We start from the raw sequence: 21,653 nt of genomic DNA on the forward strand, positions 1-21,653 counted from the left end.
CGATTAGTACTGTGTCGGTTGTATTGGCCCTCAACTTGAGCGCTGTCTGACAATTTTTCCTTTGATTGATGTTAGCCCTCTGCGCCACGGCAGCAAGCGGCGTGAGGCTGCATTTTCTGTGGGAGAAACGCCATTTTCACGTAGGAGCTGCCGAAGGCTGCGATCTTTTGATCTGAAATACCATCCGGCCAATGAGTCGCGGTCATCAAGGGCTCGATTTCCCCAAAGTTCAGCGAGTCTCTCCCGCCAAGGAAAAGTCGGAATTTCCCTACGCACAATGCGGAATCGGCCTGCATCCGTGCTTGAGTTCGCTCGTCAAAGTCCGCTGTTTTGCAGAACAGTGCACGGACGTGACCAGACTTATCCCTCAACGCGAACTCCACGGCCAGCAGGTACTCGACACCCATCAAGCCATGGACATCTTTCGAGAGGCACTCAACCGCCCAGATGAATTGCCGGGCTTCGACAATCTGCTCAATGCAATGAATCTCAATCATTCCAATTACCTGCAAGGCGCCAACCAGAGAAAACTCGGCGAAGCCGTCAGTAATGGTGAGTGGGTTGTGGTGAAACCACGTGTTGTCGCGAATAACAGCGGTGCTTCCTGGAACGCCTTCAAACCCAAATCAGAACCACCATCCGCCGAGCATCTGGTGGAAGACCACGCCTACACCTTGCCGCCACCGGCTGAGTCGGGCTTTCACATTGTCCAGAAGCCCATGAGCCGCGAAGCGCTGGAGCGAGCGCTGTATGAAACGACGCCTGGCGATGCATTGCGCCGCGAGTTCCGTTCGCTAAACCGTCATTTAAGTGAACAGGTCAAACCGGGGCAAATGGTCATCTTCAGTGACTCGCGCAACTACATGTGCCGACGCGAAGAGGCGCAGATGATGGCGGCAGCGGAGAAGGTGAATGAAGCGCTGAAGGATCTGACGGATGAAGAAGCTTCTTTCATGGTTGAGCATCATCAGGTGATTGAGCCGTTTTTGGGTGTTTCTTCCGGAGCATTGGGCGTTGCATCGTTCATGGTGGGGCAGCACATGGAAACGCTCAATAACACGCTTAAAGAACTGGAGCGCTTACACATCGAGCAATACCGCCAGCATGGCAATCTCAACTCCCCGGAGTTTTTTGCACAACGTAAAAGGTTGATGAAGAAGCTTGATGCCGGTTTGGGGCCGTTGGTTCGCAAGATGACAGGTATCCCGGATCACCCCAAACTTAAACGTGCTTTAGGGATATCTTCGCGAAGAATTGTGCACAACTGGAACAAGGCAGGCGCACCGAATCAATTGCCGGGATATGCGACGCATATTGAGGGCGTGGCGCGATCCTCTAAGTACATAAAGGCAGGCGGTTATTTGGCAATTGGATTGGGTGCGACCTCAGCGGCGATGAAGATACACGAAGCATGCCGTACCGGACGCGAAGAGGAATGCCGTCAGGCGAAGTTCGTCGAAGGTTCTAAGCTGTCAGGAAATGTTGTGGGGGGAATGATGGCAACAAGACTGGCGCCAATCGCACCAATGACATGTATTGCTCTTGGAGTGGGCACAGCGGGTGCAGGAGGGCTGGTTTGCATGTTGGTTGTAAGTGGGATGCTTGCAGCGCAAATGGGGGATAGCGGTGGTCAGTTTGGTGAATTCGTCGGTGAAAAGTTGTATGAGGTGAGTCAATAATGAGCCTCGATCAATTTATTGGCTTATCTGGGGTTCCCCTATTTGTATTATTTCTTCTGAACTATTGCTTTTCAGCTTATGTGGCGACCTACAAGCTGGAAGAAATTCAGAGCCATTTCTCGAACTCTCGTTTCGTCGCATCGCATCGGGGCCAAAAAAACACTCCGATGGTCTTCAAGGTGGGGAATCTTGAGGTTGTATACGCCCTTTTGGTTTTAAAATTTTTCCGAAAGATGGATCCTGAGTCCATCGAGGAGGTAATTAATTTTCCAAAGAAATTGCGACCTTGGGTGATCATTCCCGGCCACATCAATGCAGTCTGCCTTGTATGGTTTTTTGCGATTTTGGTATGGGTCAATATCAAAGGTTATCTGTGAGCGCGCAGTGCTGATCGCCCCACATTTTGATCTCGTCTATCTCTATTCATGGGCCGTGGTACTTCTGCTTTTCTTCCTCAGCGGGGCATTCGTGTTGTTCGCCGCCTATTTCCGGCTTGATCAGATGGAAGACCATTTCATTGCCTCCCACGTTGTGGGCATTAATAGCAGAATATTGGGAAACGGCCCATTTGGACGAATGAGACGAGTCAGAGAAATAGGGGCATTGACGGGCCGTTTGACCCATTCAAATGCTGGATCCGCATGCAGTCATGGAAGCAGAACTTATCCCGGAGCATCTGAAAAAGTGGGTGAGAATTCAGACTACCTCTTCCAGCTGAGTGTGATCGGTGGCGGGTTACTCTTGCTTTGGTTGAGTACTGGTTGGATATGCGTGACTCTTTCCAGACCAGCGAGTGATCTGCAATTAATCGGTGTTGCCGGGTTAATTGCCTGTTTTTCCTTGGGCCTGATCGCTGTATTTGCAAAAGTATGGATCAGCTTTTTCAGACTGGCGCAGCTTGAGTCTCTCCTGAAAACATCGTACTTCGTCGCTCGCAATCAACGAGTGTTGGGAAACGGCGTCTACGGTCGCTACTGTCGTTTGTCTCACATTTCACAGATGCTTTTAATCGACGATGATTTTTTGTCAAAAAGTGATCCCTATGCGATGGATGAGATCGCTGCTTTCCCCTCGCATCTACGACGCCTGGTTGTTATTCCTGCGCAAATAATTGCTTATTCTTTTCTTGGATTTTTGGTCATCCACCTCGGTGGGAAAACTTTTGGAGTATTTGCCTGATACTGCTGCCGCAAATCACAGGCATAAAAAAACCCGGCAAAAGCCGGGTTTTTTGACTGGCGCGCAGCTTAAGCGGTGAAGGTTTTGCCTTCGAACTGCTCAGCAACGAACTTCCAGTTGACCAGGTTCCAGAACGCTTCGACATATTTAGGACGAACGTTGCGGTAGTCGATGTAGTAAGCGTGTTCCCACACGTCGCAGGTCAGCAGCGGGGTGTCGCCGCTGGTCAGCGGGTTGCCGGCGCCGATGGTGCTGGCCAGAGCCAGGGAACCGTCAGCCTTTTTCACCAGCCAGCCCCAGCCGGAACCGAAGGTGCCGATCGAGGTTTTGCTGAACTCTTCTTTGAACTTGTCGAACGAACCGAACGAAGCGTTGATGGCTTCAGCCAGCGCGCCGGTTGGTTGACCGCCGGCGTTTGGCGCCAGGCAGTTCCAGTAGAAAGTGTGGTTCCAGACCTGAGCGGCGTTGTTGAAGATACCGCCCGAGGAAGTCTTGACGATTTCTTCCAGGGTCTTGCCTTCGAACTCGGTGCCTGGCACCAGGTTGTTCAGGTTCACGACGTAGGTGTTGTGGTGCTTGTCGTGGTGGTATTCCAGGGTTTCCTTGGAAATGTGCGGCTGCAGGGCATCGTGTGCGTAAGGCAGCGGCGGCAATTCGAAAGCCATGATGATTCTCCTAATCAGGTCTGTTGCGGTGAGCGCAAGGCCGATCACGGGCGGCCAGAAATGCACCGGCGAGTTTTTACTCTTTGCGGCGCAGGGGTTGGATCATAGCACCGGGGTTGCGCCATAACCACGCAACAACTGTGTGGGATAGAGGTTCCAGAGCCTTTTGGAATAAATCAGCTGGCGATAATTAATTGCCCGGCCACGGTGAACATCATCAACGCCACCACCAGATCGAGAATTCGCCACGTGCTCGGCCGTGCCAACCACGGTGCCAGCCAGGCCGCGCCGAGCGCCAAGGTGAAAAACCACAACAGCGAAGCACTCGCAGCACCGACCACATAAGCGCCTGGCACCGATTGCTGCGCGCCCAGCGAACCGATCAGTAAAACCGTATCCAGATAAACGTGCGGGTTGAGCAACGTCACCGCCAACGCGCTGAGCATCACCGCACGCAGCGAACGCACGGTCTGATTCTCGCCCTGATTCAGGCTCTGTTTCGAGCACGCCCGGCGCAGCGCCTGGCTGCCGTACCAGATCAGAAACGTCGCGCCGCCCCAGCGAGCGATCGCCAGCAGCGTCGGGTTCTGCGCCAGAATCGTCGCCAGCCCGAACACCCCGGCGGCGACCAGCAGCGCATCGCACACCACGCACAATGCCGCCACTGGCAAGTGATGCTCGCGACGCAGGCTCTGCGCCAATACAAACGCGTTCTGCGTGCCGATCGCCATGATCAGCCCGAACGCCACCAGCAGGCCGTTCACATAGCTTTGCCACATAACAGTTACTCCGCGTTGGCTGCCAAGTCGCGCAGGACCTGCATCGCGCGTTCGGCGTCGGCCTGACCGACAAACAAATGATCGTGGTAGTAGCCGGCGATCACGTTGCAACTGATCCCGGCCTTGCCCAATGCCGTGGCAAACGCGGCGGTGAGTCCGACGGCTTCCAGCGCTGAATGCACGTTGAGGGTGATCCACGCGGCGACGTAGTCGAAGCTGAAACCAGCCTGTTCAGCGTGGGAACGTTCGAGAATCACCGTCAGACCTTCCTGCTCGCGGAAGCTGCCGACGGTCTCCAGACCTTCCGGCAATTTGTTGTCGCGCAGGGTGCAGAACACGTATTCGCCGGCGTTGAGTTGCGGGCTCATGCTGCGCAACAAGGTTGTGAGAGAGGTTTCGCCAGCCATTGAAGTGTTCCTTGATAAAGAGTGCTTGCTGGCTATTCTCCGGCCGAAACCTGTATAAGAAAAACCAATAGTGCTGATCGCTCATTAGGAAAACTGATGTTCGACTACAAATTGCTGTCTGCTCTGGCCGCCGTGGTCGAGCAAGCCGGATTCGAACGCGCCGCGCAGATTCTCGGGTTGTCGCAATCGGCGATCTCGCAACGAATCAAACTGCTGGAGGCGCGGGTCGGCCAGCCGGTGCTGGTGCGCGGCACGCCGCCGTCGCCCACGGAAATCGGCCGGCGTTTGCTCAACCATGTGCAGCAGGTGCGTTTGCTTGAGCGCGACCTGCAAACCCTCGTCCCGGCCTTGGACGAAGAGGGCTTGCCGGAGCGCCTGCGCATTGCGCTGAACGCCGACAGCCTCGCGACGTGGTGGGCGCAGGCAGTCGGCGATTTCTGCGCCGAGCAACATTTATTGCTGGATCTGATCGTCGAAGACCAGACCGTCGGCCTCAAACGCATGCGTGCCGGTGAAGTGGCCGCGTGCTTGTGCGCCAGCGAACGACCGGTGGCGGGTGCGCGTAGCGTGTTGCTCGGCGCGATGCGTTATCGCGCGCTGGCCAGCCCGGCGTTTATCGAGCGGCATTTCCCCGATGGCGTGCGCGCCGAGCAACTGCCGCGCACCCCGGCGCTGGTGTTCGGCCCGGACGATTTTCTTCAGCATCGCTATTTGGCGTCGCTGGGTGTCGACGGCGGATTCGAGCACCATTTGTGTCCGTCTTCGGAAGGTTTTATCCGTCTGACCGAAGCCGGTTTGGGCTGGGGACTGGTGCCGGAACTGCAAGTGCGCGAGCAACTGCAACGCGGCGAATTGCGCGAACTGTTGCCAGATAAACCGATCGACGTGCCGCTGTACTGGCATCATTGGCGCAATGGCGGTCAGTTGCTCGGCTTACTGACCGAGCAATTGGTGCGCGCTTCAGCACAATGGCTAGTGCCTTGGAAACAGCTGTAAGCGTCAAGCTGCAAGCGGCAAGTTGTGGGCTTGCGCACCGTTTTTACTTGTAGCGCGAAGCTTGACGCTCGCAGCTGCTTTTCTGTTGGAGTTGTGCATGAAAATTCTGGTCACCGGCGCAAGCGGCTTCATTGGCGGACGCTTTGCGCGTTTCGCTCTGGAGCAGGGCCTGGACGTACGGGTCAACGGGCGCCGGGCCGAAAGCGTCGAGCATCTGGTACGCCGTGGCGCCGAGTTTGTGCCCGGCGATCTTAGCGATGCCGAGCTGGCGCGCGAACTCTGCAGCGATGTCGAAGCCGTGGTGCATTGCGCCGGGGCCGTCGGGCTGTGGGGGCGCTATCAGGACTTTCATCAGGGCAACGTGCAGGTCACAGAAAACATCGTCGAAGCTTGCCTGAAGCAGCGCGTCCGGCGGCTGGTGCACTTGTCGTCGCCGTCGATCTATTTCGACGGCCGCGACCACCTCAACCTGACCGAAGAGCAAGTGCCCAAGCGCTTCAAACATCACTACGCCGCGACCAAGTATCTGGCCGAACAAAAGGTTTTTGGCGCTCAGGAATTTGGGCTGGAAACCATCGCCCTGCGCCCGCGTTTCGTCACCGGCGCCGGCGACATGAGCATCTTCCCGCGCCTGCTGAATATGCAGCGCAAGGGCCGTCTGGCGATCATCGGCAACGGCCTGAATAAAGTCGATTTCACCAGTATGCAGAACCTCAACGAAGCGATGCTCAGCAGTCTGCTCGCCGCCGGTTCGGCGCTAGGCAAGGCCTACAACATCAGTAACGGTGCGCCGGTGCCGTTGTGGGATGTGGTCAATTACGTGATGCGCAAGATGGAAGTCCCACAGGTCAGCAAGTACCGTTCCTACGGGCTGGCCTACAGCGTCGCGGCGCTGAATGAAGGCGCGTGCAAACTCTGGCCCGGGCGTCCGGAGCCAACGCTGTCGCGGTTGGGCATGCAGGTGATGAAGAAAAATTTCACCCTCGACATCAGCCGCGCGCGGCATTATCTGGACTACGATCCGCAAGTCAGCCTGTGGACGGCGCTCGATGAGTTCTGCGGCTGGTGGAAAGCCCAGGACATTCGTTGAGCTCACTTGGTCGGCCAGCACTGAACCGCGCCCTCGGTCGAGGGTCAATGCCTGCGGCTGAGCGGGTTATACTTCGCAGCATTTAGCCATCACCGCGTTTTACAAAGGTTGCCTCAATGTCCATGCGTAATGATGCCCACGACGATTTCGATGATGTGCCGAGCCTGCGTGCCGACACCTTCGACGACGATGACATTCCGACCACCGCCCGCACCACCGTGCATTCGCGCACAGCGCCAGTGGTCAAGGTCAAAGCCGCCAGCACCGGGCCGCTCTGGGCTTTGGTCGGCGCGTTGTTTTTTGCCTTCATCGGTCTGGCCTGGTGGAGTTTTCAGCAGATTTCCTTGATGGAGCAGCAACTGGTCGCGACTCAGGAAAGCTTCGCGCGGATCAGTGAAGAAGCGGCGGGGCGCTTGCAGGATATTTCCGGCAAAGTCGTCGCCAGCCAGAGCAACGTCACCAGCGACAGCGAAGCCTTGAAGTTGCAGATCAAGCAACTCGAAGAAAAGCTGCTCGATCAGAACAAACAGCAGCAAGGCGTCGCGGGGCAGGCCAGTGATCTGGACAAGCGTCTGGCGCAGATGACCGCGCAGACCACCGAACAGCAGAACGCCAATACCCAGTTGCAGGCGCAGGTCAAAGCCTTGAGCGCAGAACTGGCGACGCTGAAAAGCACCCCGGCGGACACCAGCAAGGTCGATACGCAGTTGAAGGCCTTCGATGCGCAGTTCAAGAGCTTCAGCGCTGATATCGCGGCGTTGAAGAAGCAAGGCAATCCGAGCGCGGCGATCGAGCGTCTGGAGCAGGACATCGTTGTGCTGAAGAGCGAGCAGGACAATCGCCCGGCAGCGCCACAGGGCGGCGGCAACACCGCCGAGTTCGACGCGTTCCGCGGGCAGATGACCCGCACCATCAACACCTTGCAGGCGCAGATCCAGAACTTGCAGCAGCAGATCAATTCCCGGCCATAACTCAGATCACTTAATGCGGGGAGCCTTTGTGGTGAGGGGATGAATCCCCTCACCACAGAAATCTCCTTTGTCACAGGAAGATGCGGCAATCTCTCGATTCATCTTCAACCTCCGTCTAACGCCAACCCGTCTACGCTCTTGAAACACCAACAAGAACGAGGGATGCGTCATGGGGTTTGTGCAAAAATTCGCCTGGCTCTGTTTGCTGGTATTGGCCGGGTTCGGTCAGGCCAGCGCCGCGACCGCCGCAAAAGATGACAGTCAGGCGGCCATCGCCCTGCTGGAAAAAGCGCTCGCTTACTACCACGACAACGGCGACAAGGCCTTCGCGGCCTTCAGTCGTCAGGGCGAGTTTGTCGACAAAGATCGCTACGTGTTTGTGGTCGACACCAAAGGCGTGATGCTCGCCAGCGGTGGGCCGTCGTCAGCGCTGATTGGCCGTGATGTCAGCGAAGTGCTCGGGCCGGATTTGCAGAAAGCTTTCAAACAGGCGTTGCTGGTGCCGGAAGGCAATGGCATTCAGCAAGCCGAATACCGCTGGCAGAATTGGTCTGACGGCAAGGTCGAGCGCAAGCACGTGTTCTATCAGCGCATCGGTCAGCGGATTCTGGCGGTCGGTTATTACCTGCCGCGCGCCTCCGCAGAACAAGCCAAAGCCCTGCTGGATAAAGCCGCGACGGATCTGAGCAAAGACGAGAAGGGCACGCTGACGGCGATCAACTCGCTCAAGGGCGGATATTTGCAGGATGACTTGTATGTGTTTGTGGTCGATCTGAATACCCAGCGCTACGTTGCCCACGGCACCAATCTGCGGCTGATCAATACCGACTTCGGCAAGGTCAAGGATCCGGAGGGCAAACCGGTGGGCGAGCCGATTCTGGCGCTGATCGGCAAGCAGGATGAAGGCGAGTATGAGTACCGCTGGAAAAACCCGGTGACCGGCAAGATCGAGGATAAGCATGCCTACCTGAAAAAGGTCGGGCATTTCCTCGTCGCGGTCGGTTACTACAGCCCTTAAGTGAGCGCTGCTTCACCTGTGGGAGCGGGCTTGCTCGCGAAGGCGTCGTGTCAGACAACATCATCGTTGAATGACATACCGCTTTCGCGAGCAAGCCCGCTCCCACAAGGGGACAGTGTCACGGCAATTATTTTGCGCCGTGCTCACGCCCGCGCAGCAGGTTGTTCGGCATGGCAATCGCCGCCGCCAATCCAAGCAACGACACCGCCGCACTCACCCACAACAAATGCCGGAACGTCACCAGCAACTCTGCGCGCAAGGCATTCTGCGCATCCCCCGGTGCCGCGTTGAGACCGTCCAGCAAGACATTCCCGGAGTGCCCCTCGCTCATCAACGAACTGCTCGCCAAATGAGCGAAACTGGAATCCTGCAACAACGCCAACAGCAGCGCCGACATCAACGCCACACCCACCGCCCCGCCCAGCGAGCGGAACAGGTTGGTGGTGCTGGTGGCCACGCCGATGTCGCGTTGTTCTACCGAGTTCTGCGTGCCGACCAGCGAGGTCGGGAACTGCATGCCGCTGGCGATCCCGCAGAGCAACATGAACAATCCACTGATCAATGTGGCTTCAGGTGGACTGAAGGCCATGCCCAGCACGGCAATCGGCATCAGAATCGCGCCGGTCAGAATTTGCGGTTTGTAGCGCCCGGTCACCGATGTGCGGCGACCGGCGAAATACGCACCGATCGGCAGACCCATCGCCAGCGGCAGCAAGTGCAACGCGGCACTGTCCGCGCCGGCGCCGGTGACGCTTTGAAAGCGCAACGGCATCAGCACGATCAAGGAAATCGCCTGGAAACTGGTGAAGAAAATCGTGCACCAGCACAGCAGCGCATTGCGGTTGGCGAACAGATGCATCGGCAGCAACGGCTCTCGTGCCCGACGTTCGTGCCAGACGAAAATCGCCAGCACCACTACCGCGCAGGCAAACAACCCGAGCACTTCAGCGCTGCGCCACGCATGACCCTGACCCACCTGAGTGATGCCCAACAGCAGCGCGGTCAGGCCGATGATCATCAGCACGGTGCCGACATAATCGATGATCGGTTTGCGTTGCGGAATCGGCAGCCCGCGCAAGTTGCGGTGCGCGACCCAGTAAGCGCCAAGCCCCAACGGCAGGTTGATCAGAAACACCCAACGCCACGACAGGTATTCGGTCATGTAGCCGCCAAGCACCGGCCCGGCAACGCTGGCCACCGCGTACATGCTGCTGAAATAACCCTGATAACGTCCGCGTTCGCGCGGCGGGACGATGTCGCCGATGATCGCCTGACTCACCGAAATCATCCCGCCGGCGCCGATGCCCTGAAGGATCCGCGCCAGCACCAGTTGCTCCATGCTTTGCGCCATGCCGCAGAACAGCGAGGCCAGGGTGAACAGGCCCATGCCGAACAGCATCAGTTTGCGTCGCCCGTACAGATCGCCGAGCTTGCCGTAGATCGGCACCGCCACAGTCATCGCCACCATGTACCCGGAAATCACCCAGGCCAGCAGGCTGACGTCTTTGAATTGGGCGGAGATGGCCGGCATCGACACGGCGACGATAGTCTGATCCAGCGCACCGAGAAAGATCGCCATCATCAGCGCCACCAGCACGCTGCGAATGGCCGGTTTGGGCGTTTCGGGGTGATTAAGATTGGTCACGGGCAAAACCTGCGGGCAGTGAGAGTCCCGCAGTTCGTCAGGCGAGCGGGGATGCTCGCCAGTGTAAGTCGGTAGGAAGCTATTCGATAGCCTCATAAGGAAGTCCGACGTAATTTTCTGCAATAGTTTTTCGGCCCGCTTCTGAACTGACAAAGTAGTCCAGTTCGGAGGCACTGATGCGCTGACTGAACGCATCGTGATCATCAAAACGGTGCAGCATCGAAGTCATCCACCAGGAAAACCGCTCGGCTTTCCACACGCGGCGCAGGCAGATCTCCGAGTATTTCTCCAGCAGGTCGTTACGCCCCTCGCGGTAAACCTTCAGCAGAATATTGAACAGCGTGCTGACATCGCTCGCCGCCAGATTCAGACCTTTGGCGCCGGTGGGCGGGACGATGTGCGCGGCGTCGCCGACCAGGAACATCCGCCCGTACTGCATTGGTTCAACGACAAAACTGCGCAGCGGCGCGATGCTTTTTTCGATCGAAGGGCCGGTGACCAGTTTCTCGGCCAATGCAACTGGCAGGCGGTTTTTCAGTTCATCCCAGAAGCGCTGGTCGCTCCAGTCAGCGACGTTTTCTTCTGCCGGCACCTGCAAGTAGTAACGCGTGCGCGTCGCCGAACGCATGCTGCACAAGGCAAAACCGCGCTCGTGGCGGGCGTAGACCAACTCGTCATGCACCGGCGGCGTGTCGGCGAGAATGCCCAGCCAGCCAAACGGATAAACCCGCTCGAACACTTTCAGGCAATCCTCAGGAATCGACTGCCGCGCCACGCCATGGAAGCCATCGCAGCCGGCGATGTAATCGCAATCGACGCGCCAGGTTTCTCCGTCCTTTTCGAAGGTGACAAAAGCTTCGTCGCTTTTCATGCCGTGGGGAACGACATTGCTCGCTGAATAAATTGTCTGCGCGCCAGCCTCCCGACGAGCGGCCATCAGGTCGCGAGTGACTTCGGTCTGGCCGTAGATCATTACGGTCTTGCCGCCGGTCAACGCGTGCAGATCGATGTGCACCTGACGCCCGTCGAGCGCCAGTTCGAAGCCGCCGTGAACCAGCCCTTCAGCGTCCATGCGCTGACTCACCCCAGCCTGACGCAACAGCTCTACCATGCCTTGTTCAAGCACGCCGGCGCGGATGCGGCCGAGCACATAATCGGGTGTCTGGCGTTCGAGGATGAGGGTGTCGATGCCGGCGTTGTGCAGCAACTGGCCGAGGAGCAAACCGGACGGGCCGGCGCCGATGATGGCAACTTGGGTTTTCAGCGTTTTCATTGTTTTTATGACTCGCAAGCTTCGCGCGACAATCGCCGCTGATTTATTTTTATGGATCGAGTGCTTGCATTTTTCCCTTGCGGGTCTGTCAATTGAAGGTGAAAACTGAGCCGATACCTGTACATTCTGCCAATCGGTGCGATTATCGCCCGCAAACCTCGAGGCCTGGATTGAAGTGATGAACAAGCCTGACCTGCCTTCGATTCCAGTGTTCAAGCTCTACGGTGAAAGCCTGGATTGGCCGACCCCTGACTTGCTGCACTGTGAAACCATTTCCTCCCGCAGTCGCGAACATCAATGGGAAATCAAACCCCACCGCCACGCCGATTTGTGCCAGTTACTCTTCGTTTTCAAAGGTCAGGCAGAGCTTGAAATCGAAGGCCATCGCACGCAGTTGCAGACCCCGGCAATCCAGGTTCTGCCGCCGTTATCGGTGCATGGCTTTCGTTTTTCCGAGGACGTTGAAGGCTTTATCGTCACCCTCGCCACACCGCTGATCAACCATTTGCAGGCGCAACTGGGCGACTCGGTGCACGCATTGGCGCAGACCGAGAATTATCCGGCGGGCAAGGACGGCGACTACCTCAACAGCTTGTTCACCGCATTGCAGGCCGAGTACAACGGCCATCAACCGGCGCGGGAAATGCTCATGCATTCGCTGGTCAGCGTGATCATGGTCTGGGTCAGTCGCCAGGCAATCGTGCGGCATAACGCGAGTCAACGGCCGCAGCGTCAACGCGAATACCTGAACGGGTTTATTCAGTTGGTGGAAGAGACTTACCGCCAGCACGTGAAGGTCGAGGATCTGGCGCATCGGCTGGGGATCTCGGTGTCGCACCTTAATGGCACGTGCCGTGAACTGGCGGGGCAACCGGCGTTGCAGATCATGCACGAACGTCAATTGCTGGAAGCCAAGCGCTTGCTGACGTACACCAGCATGACCATTTATGAGATGTCGGAGTTGTTGGGGTTCTCTGATCCAACCAACTTCACGCGCCTGTTCCGGCGCCGGGTGGGCATATCGCCAAAGGCCTTCCGCGATCGCTTGAAGACCGAACAGTAAACCGAAATCACCACAACCCCCTGTGGGAGTGAGCCTGCTCGCGATAGCGGTGTATCAGTCAAAATTTATCTGAATGACACACCGCTATCGCGAGCAGGCTCACTCCTACAAAGTCAGCGCAAGGCGTTCAGCGACGCATTGTGCGGAATGCAGCGCTCGAAATTGCAGCTCGCGTATTCACGCGGCAGCTGTCGCAACTGCTCGACCCGCCAGGCCGCGGTGCCGTACAGCGCCAGCGTGGCAGCGCAGGTGATGAAAATCGCGGCGTACCTTCTTGTTTTGATGTTCATGGCGTTCACCTCTGAACGAAATACCCTGCGGTATTACTTTCAGCATAGAACAAGATCAAAAGATCGCAGCCTGCAGCAGCTCCTACATGGATCCGTGTAGGAGCTGCCGCAGGCTGCGATCTTTTGACTTTTAAAATCCCACGTCCCAAGCAGGGTTCTCGGGGAATCGCTGCACCAGGAAATCCAGCATGCTGCGCAGCGCCGCCGGCATGTGTTTGCGCGAGGCGTACACCGCGTAGATGTTCATCTGGCGTGGTTCGGCGTGGGGCAGCAGGCGTACCAGTTCGCCGCTGTGAACATGCACGCCGGCCTGATACGTCGGCAGCATCGCCACCCCGGCGCCGGCCAGCGTTGCGCGCAATAACGTGCTGGCCTCGTTGGCGCTGATATTGCCCTGCACCGGCACCGACACCGGTTCGCCATCCTCGTCGAAATGCCACAGGCTCTTGCCGAAATACGAGTGCGTCAGGCAGTTGTGGCGGCTCAGGTCTTCCACCCGTAAAGGCATCGGCTGTTCTTGCAGATAAGCCGGCGCCGCGCACACCACCGAACGGCACACAGTCAGGCGTCGAGCGATCAGGTTGGGATCGAGATCGTTGCTGGTGCGAATCGCCAGGTCGATGCGTTCATCCACCAGGTTCACCGTGCGATCAAGCATCTGCAAATCGATGCTCACCCCCGGATAACGTTTGACGTACGCGGCCATCGCATCGGCCAGTTGCGCCTGACCGAACGAGGTGCTGACGCTGATTCGCAGCAAACCGCGCGGCGCGTCATGGGGTTCGCTGACGGCGGCCTGCATGTCGCTCGACAACTCAATCATCTGTCGGCAGCGCGGGAGGATTTCACTGCCGGCCGCGGTCAGACTCAACTTGCGCGTAGTGCGGTGCATCAGGCGCGCGCCGACCCAATCTTCGAGCTCCGCCAGGTAGCGTGAAACCACCGGCCGCGAGAGATCCAGATGATCCGCAGCGGCCGACTGGCTACCGAGATCCACCACCGTGACGAACACCCGCATTGCCTGGAGACGATCCATGATTTGCCCGCTTTCAGAAACAAACTATGTCCCAGCATCGCATTTTTTGTACTGAGTCTGGCAACTAAGCTCTGTTCCATCGCCAAGCAAGGCATTCGAACACCGGAGCAACAGATGATCGGCTTCACCACCCTCAAACGCGTTCTACTCGCCACCGCCTCGCTGGGTTTCGCTGCGCATGCCGCGGCCGCCAACCTGACGCTGGATGTTTACAACCCCGGCGCCAATGCGATTTTCCCGGTGACCTCGGTGCTGGTCAGCGGCGAGAAAGACGCGATCCTCGTCGACGCACAGTTCGGCAAATCCCAGGCCGAACAAGTGGTAGAAAAGATCCGCGCCAGCGGCAAACAACTGACCACCATCTACATCAGCCACGGCGACCCGGATTACTACTTCGGCCTCGACACCCTGACCAAGGCGTTCCCGAATGCCAAGGTGCTGGCCTCGCAACCGACCGTCGATCACATCAATAAAACCGTCGTCGGCAAACTCGCGTTCTGGGGGCCGAAAATGGGCGCCGACGTGCCAGCGAAAACCATCGTGCCGAGCGTGCTAAAGGGCGATAGCCTGATGCTTGAAGGGCAGAAGTTGCAGGTGGTCGGGCTTGACGGCAAGCAGCCGGATCGCAGTTTCGTGTGGATTCCGTCGCTCAAGGCAGTGGTCGGTGGCGTCGTGGTGGCCGAGAACATTCACGTGTGGATGGCCGATACGCAGACCGCGCAATCTCATGCGGATTGGCTGGAAACGCTGCAGTCGATTGAAACGCTGAAGCCGACAACCGTGGTGCCGGGTCACTATTTGGGTGAGAGCAGCCGCTCGCTGGCCAGCGTGAAATTTACTGCCGACTACATTAAAGCTTTCGATGAAGAAACGGCGAAGGCCAAGGATTCTGCTGCGCTGATCGCCGCGATGAAAAAGCGCTACCCGACGCTGGGCGAAGAGAGCTCGCTGGAGCTGAGCGCGAAAGTCGCGAAGGGCGAGATGACGTGGTAATGCGCTTCATTCAATCTGAATACTGAGGTCTCAGGGATTTAGCACTGCTTTTTGTGGCGAGGGGATTTATCCCCGCTGGAGTGCGAAGCGCTCCCCTGCATTTTTGTCAGTTACACCGAGTTATCAGGATTTACGACTGCTGCGCAGCCGAGCGGGGATAAATCCCCTCGCCACAAAGTTTCCTCAGCACAGGGAATATCTTCACTCAATAGATTTGTGCCTCATTTGAAACACTCAAGCCAACTGGAGAACGTCATGAGCAAGATCGCAATCATTGGTGCCACCGGCCGTGCCGGTAGCCAACTGCTGGAAGAAGCCCTGCGTCGCGGTCATAGCGTCACCGCCATCGCCCGCGATACGTCGAAGATCGGCGCGCGAGCCGGTGTCGTCAGCAAGAATGTCGATGTGCTGGATTCGGCGGCGCTGCAAGACGCGGTGGCCGGCAACGATGTGGTGATCACCGCCGCACATTTCGCCACGGTGCCGGCATCGGCGATTGTCGGGCCGGTTAAGCAGGCGGGTGTGAAGCGGTTGTTGGTGGTGGGTGGTGCCGGTTCGCTGTTGCTGCCGGACGATACACGCGTGATCGACAGCGCGGGTTTCCCGGCGGAATACAAAACCGAGGCCAGTGCGGGGGCGGCGTTTTTGGATGCGCTGCGTCAGGAGAAGGAACTGGACTGGACGTTTCTGTCGCCATCGGCGGAGTTTGTGGAAGGTGAGCGCAGTGGCAAATTTCGTGTTGGCCAGGATCACTTGCTGGCGAGCGCCGAGGGCCGTAGCTGGATCACCTTTGCCGACTATGCGATTGCACTGATCGACGAAGTAGAAACACCAAAGCACTCCCGCCAACGCTACACCGTCGGCTACTAATACACCCCCCTGTAGGAGCTGCCGAAGGCTGCGATCTTTTGATCTTGTTTTTGATTTTAAAAAACCAGGATCAAAAGATCGCAGCCTTCGGCAGCTCCTACAGGGGGATTTGTGTTCAGCGGGTGTGGGCTTGTTCTGTCAGCCAGATCATCAGTTCTTCGAGCGGTGGCGACGGTTCGGTTCCCGGTGGCAACACCACGTAATACGCCAACCCCGTCTTCACCTTTAACTCAAACGGCATCACCAGCCGTCCCGCGCGCAAGTCATCGCCGATCAACGACCAATCCCCAATCGCCACCCCCGTCCCGTGCGACGCCATCGACATCGCCTGATCCAGCGTTTCGAAATGCTGGCCGCTGCTGACGTTGTTCAAATTCAGCTGCGCGGCGTTCAACCAGACCGACCAATCCTGAATATCGTGCGTCGGGTGCAGCAGCAGATGCTGTTGCAAATCCGCCGGAGCATTCAGTGCCGGTGAACCCTTGAGCAGCAGCGGCGAACACACCGGCGTCAGTTGCTCATCGAACAGGTGCAGAGCGCCCGGCGAGTTATCCGGTGGCGGCCCGTAGATCACCGCCGCATCAAATTGCTCACGCTGAAAATCCACCCCGTGCTGCAACGACGCGGTGAGTTTCACCGGCACATCCGGGCGTTCTTTCTGCCATTGCAGCAAACGCGGCAGCAGCCAGCGCATCACGCAACTCGGCGCCTTGAGTTGCAGGGTTTCGCGTTGCTGGCCGATCTGCTCGGTCGCTTCGCTGATCAGACCGAAGACTTTTTCCACGCGCGGTAGCCATTCGCGTCCCTCGACGGTCAGCGCCAAACCTCGGGCCAGACGGATGAACAGCGGATAACCGAGATGCTCTTCCAGTCCGGCGATCTGCCGGCTCACCGCGCCTTGGGTGATGTGCAACTGCTCGGCGGCGCGGGTGAAATTGCAGCACTGCGCGGTGATCAAAAACGTGTGCAGGGCGGGCAGGGGAGGCATGCGTTTCATGTGGATCCAAGGTATGACGTGAGGACATGGCTAGTATGACTTTTAATCGATTGTTGCGGCTACCTGCCGACCGTTCAATGAAGCCATGAAGGGCTTTTATGTAGGAGTGAGCCTGCTCGCGATAGCGGTAGATCAGTCACTGCGATGTTGGATGTGATGACGCTATCGCGAGCAGGCTCACTCCTACAGAAAAGCCTTATGTTTTCAGCGAACAAGAAGGGCAATCGACATGGCGACGTGTGGCGAAGTACTGGTCAAGTTACTCGAAGGTTATGGGGTCGAGCAGGTGTTCGGCATTCCCGGGGTGCACACCGTGGAGCTGTATCGCGGGCTGGCGCGTTCGAGTATTCGTCACGTCACCCCTCGCCATGAGCAGGGCGCCGGTTTCATGGCTGACGGCTACGCGCGCACCGCTGGCAAACCGGGTGTCTGCTTTATCATCACCGGCCCGGGCATGACCAACATCACCACCGCCATGGGTCAGGCCTACGCCGATTCGATCCCGATGCTGGTGATTTCCAGCGTGCAATCGCGCAGCCAATTGGGCGGCGGGCGCGGCAAGCTGCATGAGTTGCCGAACCAGAGCGCACTGGTTTCCGGTGTCGCGGCGTTCTCGCACACCTTGATGTCCGCCGCTGAATTGCCGGTGGTGCTGGCGCGTGCATTTGCCTTGTTCCAGGCCGGTCGTCCACGTCCGGTGCACATCGAGATTCCGTTGGACGTGCTGGTCGAAAACGCCGATGACTTGCTCGCCAGTGTGCCGGTCAATATCGACCGCGCCGGTGCTGCGCCAAGCGCAGTCAAGCGCATGAGCGAATTGCTCGCCGGTGCCAAACGTCCGCTGATTCTGGCCGGTGGCGGGGCCATCGACGCCGCGCCGGAACTGACCAAGCTTGCCGAGTTGCTCGACGCTCCGGTGGCGTTGACCATCAACGCCAAAGGCATGCTGCCGGGCAACCATCCGCTGCTGATCGGTTCGACCCAGACGCTGGCTGCCACCCGCGCGCTGGTCGCTGATGCTGATGTGGTGTTGGCCATCGGCACTGAACTGGCCGAGACCGATTACGACGTGACCTTCGCCGGCGGTTTCGAGATTCCCGGCAAACTGCTGCGCATCGATATCGACGCCGACCAGACTGTGCGCAACTACCCGCCGCACCTGGCGCTGGTGGCCGACGCACGCAATGCTGCACAGGCTTTGTTGAACACCCTGTCGCAGGAAAAACTCGCCGAGCGCAGCAGCGATTGGGGGCAGGCTCGGGCCGGCAAACTGCGCGCTGAACTGGCCGCGAGCTGGGACGCGCCGACCCTCGCACAAACCCGTTTCCTCGACACCGTGCTCGATGAATTGCCGAACGCGGTGTTCGTCGGCGACTCGACGCAACCAGTGTACACCGGCAACCTCACGTTCAACCCGGATCACCCGCGCCGCTGGTTCAACGCCTCGACCGGTTACGGCACTCTTGGCTACGCCTTGCCGGCCGCGATTGGTGCGTGGCTCGGTGGTCAACTCGACAAAGGTGCGCGCCCTCCCGTGGTGTGCCTGATCGGCGACGGCGGGCTGCAATTCACCCTTCCGGAACTGGCCAGCGCGGTCGAAGCGCGGGTGCCGGTGATCGTCCTGTTGTGGAATAACCAGGGCTACGAAGAGATCAAGAAATACATGGTCAACCGCGCCATTGAACCGGTCGGCGTGGACATCTACACCCCGGATTTTGTCGCGGTCGCCAAAGGCCTCGGCTGCGCCGCCGAAGCGATCAGCAGCATCGAACAACTGCGCAGCGCGTTGCGTTGTGCAAGCGATCGTCAGGGCCCGACCCTGATTGAAATCGACCAGACCCAATGGATGCAGGCGGTGGCGCAATGATCAGTTTCCCAACCACACTCGATGGCCTCTACATCAACGGCCAATGGTCGGCGGGTGGCGAACATCTGCGCGTGATCAACCCGGCCACCGAAGCGCTGCTGACCACAGTCAATGGCGGTGACGAGCAGGCGGTCGAGCAAGCCGTCGCCGCTGCCAGCGAAGCGTTCAAGAGTTGGTCGCAAACCACTGGCGCCGAGCGCGGCGCGATTCTGCGCAACATCGCCAACGGCGTGCGCAACGGCCGCGAGCATTTGATGAATTTGCAGTCGAGCAACAACGGCAAACCGCAATTCGAAGCGGCCATCGACGTTGATGATGTTATCGCCACGTTCGAGTATTACGCCGAACTCGCTGAAGGCCTCGACGCGAAACAGGACAGCAATGTGCCGCTGCCGAGCGATGATTTCAGTGCACGTTTGCGCCGCGAACCGTGCGGTGTGGTCGGGCTGATCGTGCCGTGGAATTTTCCGATGGTCACTACCGCGTGGAAGCTTGCGCCGGCGTTGGCGGCGGGTTGCTGCGTGGTGCTCAAGCCGTCGGAAGTGACACCGCTGCCGGAGCTGGAATTGGCGGCGATCATTGCTGAATCGGGACTGCCGAATGGCGTGTTCAATCTGGTTTGCGGGACTGGATTGGCGGTCGGTGCGCCGTTGTCGGCAGATCTGCGTATCGCCAAGATTTCCTTTACCGGCAGCAACGCGGTCGGCGTGCAGGTCATGCAGCGCGCGGCGGAAACGGTGAAGGGCGTCAGCCTGGAATTGGGCGGCAAATCTTCGCTGCTGGTGTTGGCCGATGCTGACCTCGATCTGGCGGTTGAGCTGGCCTGTGGCGGCGCGTTTTTCAATGCCGGGCAGATGTGTTCGGCCACCAGTCGGGTGTTGGTGGCTGAGGAGCTGGAAGAGGAATTTCTCGCTCGTTTGCAGAAGCGTGCGCAGGCGATTCGTGTGGCGGATCCATTTGATCCTGAGGTGGAAATGGGCGCGCTGGTCAATCAGGCGCAGTACCAGCGCGTGCTCGGGCACATCGATCGTGGGCTGAGCGCGGGTGCGCGATTGGTCTGCGGCGGTAATCGTCCGGCGGATCTGCCGCGCGGCTATTTCTTGCAGCCGACGGTGTTCACCGACGTGCCGCTGGACAGTGCGTTGTGGTGTGAAGAGATTTTCGGGCCGGTGGTTTGCGTGCGCAGCTTCAGCAGCGAAGCCGAAGCGATTGCGCTGGCCAATGACACGCCGTTTGGCTTGGTGGCGAGTGTGGTGACGGCGGATGCTGTAGCGGCGGATCGTGTGGCCAATGCGTTGCAGGCGGGGATGGTGTGGATCAATGCACCGCAAGTGATCTTCCCGCAGGCGGCGTGGGGCGGGTACAAGCAGAGCAGTATTGGCCGCGAGTTAGGGCCTTGGGGATTGGCGGCGTTTCAAGAGATCAAACATGTGATTCGCGCGATCTGATCCAGAGGTTTTTTCGTCTGAACTGGCCTCATCGCGAGCAGGCTCACTCCTACATTGGGCGGGTGTACACCTGACCCTGTAGGAGTGAGCCTGCTCGCGATAGGGTTGTAAGCCCAATGACATTCCGGATCAAACAGACAACCGCAACCGCGCCAAATCCCGCAACGGCGGCGCCCCAAACAGCCGACTGTACTCGCGGCTAAATTGCGACGGACTCTCATACCCCACCCGATACCCCGCCGCCGAAGCTTCCAGCCCCTCCGCCAGCATCAACCGCCGCGCCTCCTGCAAACGCAGCTGCTTCTGATACTGCAGCGGACTCATCGCCGTCATCGCCTTAAACCGGTGATGCAAGGTCGACACGCTCAGGTTCACTTCTTTGGCCAGATCATCAATGCGCAACGGTTGCTCAAAATTGCCGTTGAGCCATTTGATCGCCTGGCTGATGCGATGGCTCTGGCTGTTGGCAATCGCGATCTCATACAAACGATGGCCCTGCGGACTGCGCAGCAGGCGATACAAAATCTCCCGGCGAATCAGCGGCGCGAGCATGGCGATGTCTTTCGGTGCGTCGAGCAAACGCGCCAGACGCAGCACCGCGTCGAGCATCGAACTGTCGATTTTTTCCACGTACAAGCCACGTCCGGTCGGTCGAGTCGGTACGCCCATCGGCCCGGCGTCGGCGATCAGTGCGGTGATTTCCGCCGGGTCGATATCCAGGCGCACAGCGAGGATCGGTTCCTCCGGCGACACGTTAACCACGCGCCCACTCAGCGGCATCGAAACCGACACCACCAGATAATTCAACGGGTCGTAATTGAAGTACTCGTCGGCCAGCCGCACCTCTTTGCGACCCTGCGCCATGATGCACAGCGCCGGTTGCGCGAGCACCGGGGCGAAGTCGTGGGATTTGGTGTGGCGTGACATAAACAGCGAACCGATGGCGGTCTCGTAGCTGCCATCGTCCGTGGTGTTGCGGCGGATGATCGCCGCCAGTTCCGCGCGCTGTTTTTCCATGTCTGCGCTGGGTTCGGCTTGAAAACGATCGAATGACGTCATGCACGGCATCCTCGGCAAGGGAGGTGGAATGGAGCAGAGCATATGTTTGTGCAAGCGCGAGCGGTAGACACATCCTGCGAAATGCTTGCCTGATTCTGCACCGCGCTATTGCTCAACACCGACGCGACGCCGGACTGTAGGAGCTGCCGAAGGCTGCGATCTTTTGATTGTTGTCTTTAAGGTCAAAAGATCGCAGCCTGCGGCAGCTCCTACAGGGGATGTGTGTGAACTCAGGTTCAGACAAGTCTCGCAGGATTGTGCAACGCGGCGGCAGGAATCGACTAACGGCACTCAGCGCCTGGCCCTTAACCTTTGATCCTGTCGCAGC

21 protein-coding genes are annotated in these 21,653 nt (G+C 58.5%); 12 read left to right on the plus strand and 9 right to left on the minus strand.

Going from position 1 to position 21,653, the window contains the following annotated elements; translation table 11 throughout:
- The first annotated feature begins 350 nt into the window (after positions 1-350).
- Genes ACZZ0D_RS02775 through ACZZ0D_RS02785 form a run of 3 tightly spaced genes read left to right on the plus strand, consistent with a single transcriptional unit; the run spans position 351 to position 2,858 of the window.
- Positions 351-1,679: a hypothetical protein gene (locus ACZZ0D_RS02775; RefSeq protein WP_463552411.1), complete on the plus strand. Its 1,329-nt coding sequence runs from the start codon at positions 351-353 to the stop codon at positions 1,677-1,679.
- The gene (locus ACZZ0D_RS02780) at positions 1,679-2,056 is read left to right on the plus strand and encodes a hypothetical protein (RefSeq protein WP_463552412.1); all 378 of its coding nucleotides are present in this window, start codon (positions 1,679-1,681) and stop codon (positions 2,054-2,056) included. The genes ACZZ0D_RS02775 and ACZZ0D_RS02780 overlap by 1 nt, the downstream gene beginning before the upstream one ends.
- 7 nt (positions 2,057-2,063) lie before the next feature.
- Positions 2,064-2,858, plus strand: a complete 795-nt coding sequence (locus ACZZ0D_RS02785) for a hypothetical protein (RefSeq protein ID WP_463552413.1) — start codon at positions 2,064-2,066, stop codon at positions 2,856-2,858.
- Between the two features lie 68 nt (positions 2,859-2,926).
- Here the strand turns inward: ACZZ0D_RS02785 and ACZZ0D_RS02790 are convergent, their stop codons facing one another.
- The 3 genes from ACZZ0D_RS02790 to ACZZ0D_RS02800 all read right to left on the minus strand — a co-directional run bounded on the left by ACZZ0D_RS02790 (position 2,927) and on the right by ACZZ0D_RS02800 (position 4,709).
- Positions 2,927-3,523, minus strand: coding sequence for a superoxide dismutase (locus ACZZ0D_RS02790; protein ID WP_008085479.1), 597 nt, complete (start codon positions 3,521-3,523; stop codon positions 2,927-2,929).
- A 176-nt stretch (positions 3,524-3,699) separates the two neighbouring features.
- Positions 3,700-4,302, minus strand: coding sequence for a LysE/ArgO family amino acid transporter (locus ACZZ0D_RS02795; RefSeq protein ID WP_053123351.1), 603 nt, complete (start codon positions 4,300-4,302; stop codon positions 3,700-3,702).
- Between the two features lie 5 nt (positions 4,303-4,307).
- Positions 4,308-4,709, minus strand: coding sequence for an ACT domain-containing protein (locus ACZZ0D_RS02800; RefSeq protein ID WP_463552414.1), 402 nt, complete (start codon positions 4,707-4,709; stop codon positions 4,308-4,310).
- A 96-nt stretch (positions 4,710-4,805) separates the two neighbouring features.
- Here ACZZ0D_RS02800 and ACZZ0D_RS02805 point away from each other — a divergent pair, with 96 nt between their 5' ends.
- The 4 genes from ACZZ0D_RS02805 (at position 4,806) to ACZZ0D_RS02820 (ending at position 8,784) form a co-directional block, all read left to right on the plus strand.
- The gene (locus ACZZ0D_RS02805) at positions 4,806-5,705 is read left to right on the plus strand and encodes a LysR family transcriptional regulator ArgP (RefSeq protein WP_053123347.1); all 900 of its coding nucleotides are present in this window, start codon (positions 4,806-4,808) and stop codon (positions 5,703-5,705) included.
- A gap of 97 nt (positions 5,706-5,802) precedes the next feature.
- Positions 5,803-6,795, plus strand: coding sequence for an NAD-dependent epimerase/dehydratase family protein (locus ACZZ0D_RS02810; protein WP_463552415.1), 993 nt, complete (start codon positions 5,803-5,805; stop codon positions 6,793-6,795).
- A gap of 116 nt (positions 6,796-6,911) precedes the next feature.
- A complete protein-coding gene (locus ACZZ0D_RS02815; RefSeq protein ID WP_463552416.1) occupies positions 6,912-7,766 on the plus strand; it encodes an ATPase in 855 nt (284 codons plus the stop codon).
- A 169-nt stretch (positions 7,767-7,935) separates the two neighbouring features.
- The gene (locus tag ACZZ0D_RS02820) at positions 7,936-8,784 is read left to right on the plus strand and encodes a cache domain-containing protein (protein ID WP_400648813.1); all 849 of its coding nucleotides are present in this window, start codon (positions 7,936-7,938) and stop codon (positions 8,782-8,784) included.
- A gap of 127 nt (positions 8,785-8,911) precedes the next feature.
- On the opposite strand, the gene ACZZ0D_RS02825 is transcribed toward ACZZ0D_RS02820, so the two are convergent.
- Both ACZZ0D_RS02825 and pobA read right to left on the minus strand, forming a co-directional pair.
- The gene (locus ACZZ0D_RS02825) at positions 8,912-10,429 is read right to left on the minus strand and encodes an MDR family MFS transporter (RefSeq protein WP_053123339.1); all 1,518 of its coding nucleotides are present in this window, start codon (positions 10,427-10,429) and stop codon (positions 8,912-8,914) included.
- A 79-nt stretch (positions 10,430-10,508) separates the two neighbouring features.
- Positions 10,509-11,693 (minus strand): 4-hydroxybenzoate 3-monooxygenase, encoded by a 1,185-nt coding sequence (gene pobA / locus ACZZ0D_RS02830; RefSeq protein WP_463554755.1) that lies wholly within the window; start codon positions 11,691-11,693, stop codon positions 10,509-10,511.
- A 187-nt stretch (positions 11,694-11,880) separates the two neighbouring features.
- Here pobA and ACZZ0D_RS02835 point away from each other — a divergent pair, with 187 nt between their 5' ends.
- On the plus strand, positions 11,881-12,765 hold the full coding sequence (locus ACZZ0D_RS02835) for a helix-turn-helix domain-containing protein (RefSeq protein ID WP_053123335.1): 885 nt from the start codon (positions 11,881-11,883) through the stop codon (positions 12,763-12,765).
- Between the two features lie 113 nt (positions 12,766-12,878).
- Here ACZZ0D_RS02835 and ACZZ0D_RS02840 read toward each other — a convergent pair whose 3' ends face one another.
- Complete coding sequence (locus ACZZ0D_RS02840; RefSeq protein ID WP_212543925.1) at positions 12,879-13,055, minus strand: hypothetical protein; 177 nt, start codon at positions 13,053-13,055, stop codon at positions 12,879-12,881.
- Between the two features lie 130 nt (positions 13,056-13,185).
- Positions 13,186-14,091, minus strand: a complete 906-nt coding sequence (locus ACZZ0D_RS02845; protein WP_401243207.1) for a LysR family transcriptional regulator — start codon at positions 14,089-14,091, stop codon at positions 13,186-13,188.
- 114 nt (positions 14,092-14,205) lie between these two features.
- Between ACZZ0D_RS02845 and ACZZ0D_RS02850 the strand changes: the two genes are divergently transcribed.
- Both ACZZ0D_RS02850 and ACZZ0D_RS02855 read left to right on the plus strand, forming a co-directional pair.
- Positions 14,206-15,084, plus strand: a complete 879-nt coding sequence (locus ACZZ0D_RS02850) for an MBL fold metallo-hydrolase (protein WP_463552417.1) — start codon at positions 14,206-14,208, stop codon at positions 15,082-15,084.
- A gap of 255 nt (positions 15,085-15,339) precedes the next feature.
- Positions 15,340-15,954, plus strand: a complete 615-nt coding sequence (locus ACZZ0D_RS02855) for an NAD(P)-dependent oxidoreductase (RefSeq protein WP_463552418.1) — start codon at positions 15,340-15,342, stop codon at positions 15,952-15,954.
- 115 nt (positions 15,955-16,069) lie between these two features.
- On the opposite strand, the gene ACZZ0D_RS02860 is transcribed toward ACZZ0D_RS02855, so the two are convergent.
- The gene (locus tag ACZZ0D_RS02860) at positions 16,070-16,951 is read right to left on the minus strand and encodes a LysR substrate-binding domain-containing protein (RefSeq protein ID WP_463552419.1); all 882 of its coding nucleotides are present in this window, start codon (positions 16,949-16,951) and stop codon (positions 16,070-16,072) included.
- 229 nt (positions 16,952-17,180) lie between these two features.
- On the opposite strand from ACZZ0D_RS02860, the gene ACZZ0D_RS02865 reads away from it, so the two are divergent.
- Both ACZZ0D_RS02865 and ACZZ0D_RS02870 read left to right on the plus strand, forming a co-directional pair.
- Positions 17,181-18,818 (plus strand): 5-guanidino-2-oxopentanoate decarboxylase, encoded by a 1,638-nt coding sequence (locus tag ACZZ0D_RS02865; RefSeq protein ID WP_463552420.1) that lies wholly within the window; start codon positions 17,181-17,183, stop codon positions 18,816-18,818.
- Positions 18,818-20,266 carry an aldehyde dehydrogenase family protein gene (locus ACZZ0D_RS02870; protein ID WP_463554756.1) on the plus strand — a complete coding sequence of 483 codons (1,449 nt, stop codon included), beginning with the start codon at positions 18,818-18,820 and terminating at the stop codon, positions 20,264-20,266. Before ACZZ0D_RS02865 ends, ACZZ0D_RS02870 begins: the two co-directional genes overlap by 1 nt.
- Before the next feature lie 129 nt (positions 20,267-20,395).
- On the opposite strand, the gene ACZZ0D_RS02875 is transcribed toward ACZZ0D_RS02870, so the two are convergent.
- A complete protein-coding gene (locus tag ACZZ0D_RS02875) occupies positions 20,396-21,325 on the minus strand; it encodes an AraC family transcriptional regulator (protein ID WP_212543919.1) in 930 nt (309 codons plus the stop codon).
- Positions 21,326-21,653 lie beyond the last annotated feature (328 nt).

The organism is Pseudomonas sp. AC193, assembly GCF_979258075.1.

What these genes read in the sequence shown, in the direction of transcription:
- ACZZ0D_RS02855 (WP_463552418.1), top strand. Translation starts at nt 15,340, where the DNA reads ATGAGCAAGATCGCAATCATTGGTGCCACCGGCCGTGCCGGTAGCCAA.
- ACZZ0D_RS02840 (WP_212543925.1), bottom strand. Translation starts at nt 13,055, where the DNA reads ATGAACATCAAAACAAGAAGGTACGCCGCGATTTTCATCACCTGCGCT.
- ACZZ0D_RS02835 (WP_053123335.1), top strand. Translation starts at nt 11,881, where the DNA reads ATGAACAAGCCTGACCTGCCTTCGATTCCAGTGTTCAAGCTCTACGGT.
- ACZZ0D_RS02790 (WP_008085479.1), bottom strand. Translation starts at nt 3,523, where the DNA reads ATGGCTTTCGAATTGCCGCCGCTGCCTTACGCACACGATGCCCTGCAG.
- ACZZ0D_RS02875 (WP_212543919.1), bottom strand. Translation starts at nt 21,325, where the DNA reads ATGACGTCATTCGATCGTTTTCAAGCCGAACCCAGCGCAGACATGGAA.
- ACZZ0D_RS02780 (WP_463552412.1), top strand. Translation starts at nt 1,679, where the DNA reads ATGAGCCTCGATCAATTTATTGGCTTATCTGGGGTTCCCCTATTTGTA.
- ACZZ0D_RS02805 (WP_053123347.1), top strand. Translation starts at nt 4,806, where the DNA reads ATGTTCGACTACAAATTGCTGTCTGCTCTGGCCGCCGTGGTCGAGCAA.
- ACZZ0D_RS02865 (WP_463552420.1), top strand. Translation starts at nt 17,181, where the DNA reads ATGGCGACGTGTGGCGAAGTACTGGTCAAGTTACTCGAAGGTTATGGG.
- ACZZ0D_RS02815 (WP_463552416.1), top strand. Translation starts at nt 6,912, where the DNA reads ATGTCCATGCGTAATGATGCCCACGACGATTTCGATGATGTGCCGAGC.
- ACZZ0D_RS02850 (WP_463552417.1), top strand. Translation starts at nt 14,206, where the DNA reads ATGATCGGCTTCACCACCCTCAAACGCGTTCTACTCGCCACCGCCTCG.
- ACZZ0D_RS02820 (WP_400648813.1), top strand. Translation starts at nt 7,936, where the DNA reads ATGGGGTTTGTGCAAAAATTCGCCTGGCTCTGTTTGCTGGTATTGGCC.
- ACZZ0D_RS02800 (WP_463552414.1), bottom strand. Translation starts at nt 4,709, where the DNA reads ATGGCTGGCGAAACCTCTCTCACAACCTTGTTGCGCAGCATGAGCCCG.
- ACZZ0D_RS02860 (WP_463552419.1), bottom strand. Translation starts at nt 16,951, where the DNA reads ATGAAACGCATGCCTCCCCTGCCCGCCCTGCACACGTTTTTGATCACC.
- ACZZ0D_RS02845 (WP_401243207.1), bottom strand. Translation starts at nt 14,091, where the DNA reads ATGGATCGTCTCCAGGCAATGCGGGTGTTCGTCACGGTGGTGGATCTC.
- ACZZ0D_RS02795 (WP_053123351.1), bottom strand. Translation starts at nt 4,302, where the DNA reads ATGTGGCAAAGCTATGTGAACGGCCTGCTGGTGGCGTTCGGGCTGATC.
- ACZZ0D_RS02810 (WP_463552415.1), top strand. Translation starts at nt 5,803, where the DNA reads ATGAAAATTCTGGTCACCGGCGCAAGCGGCTTCATTGGCGGACGCTTT.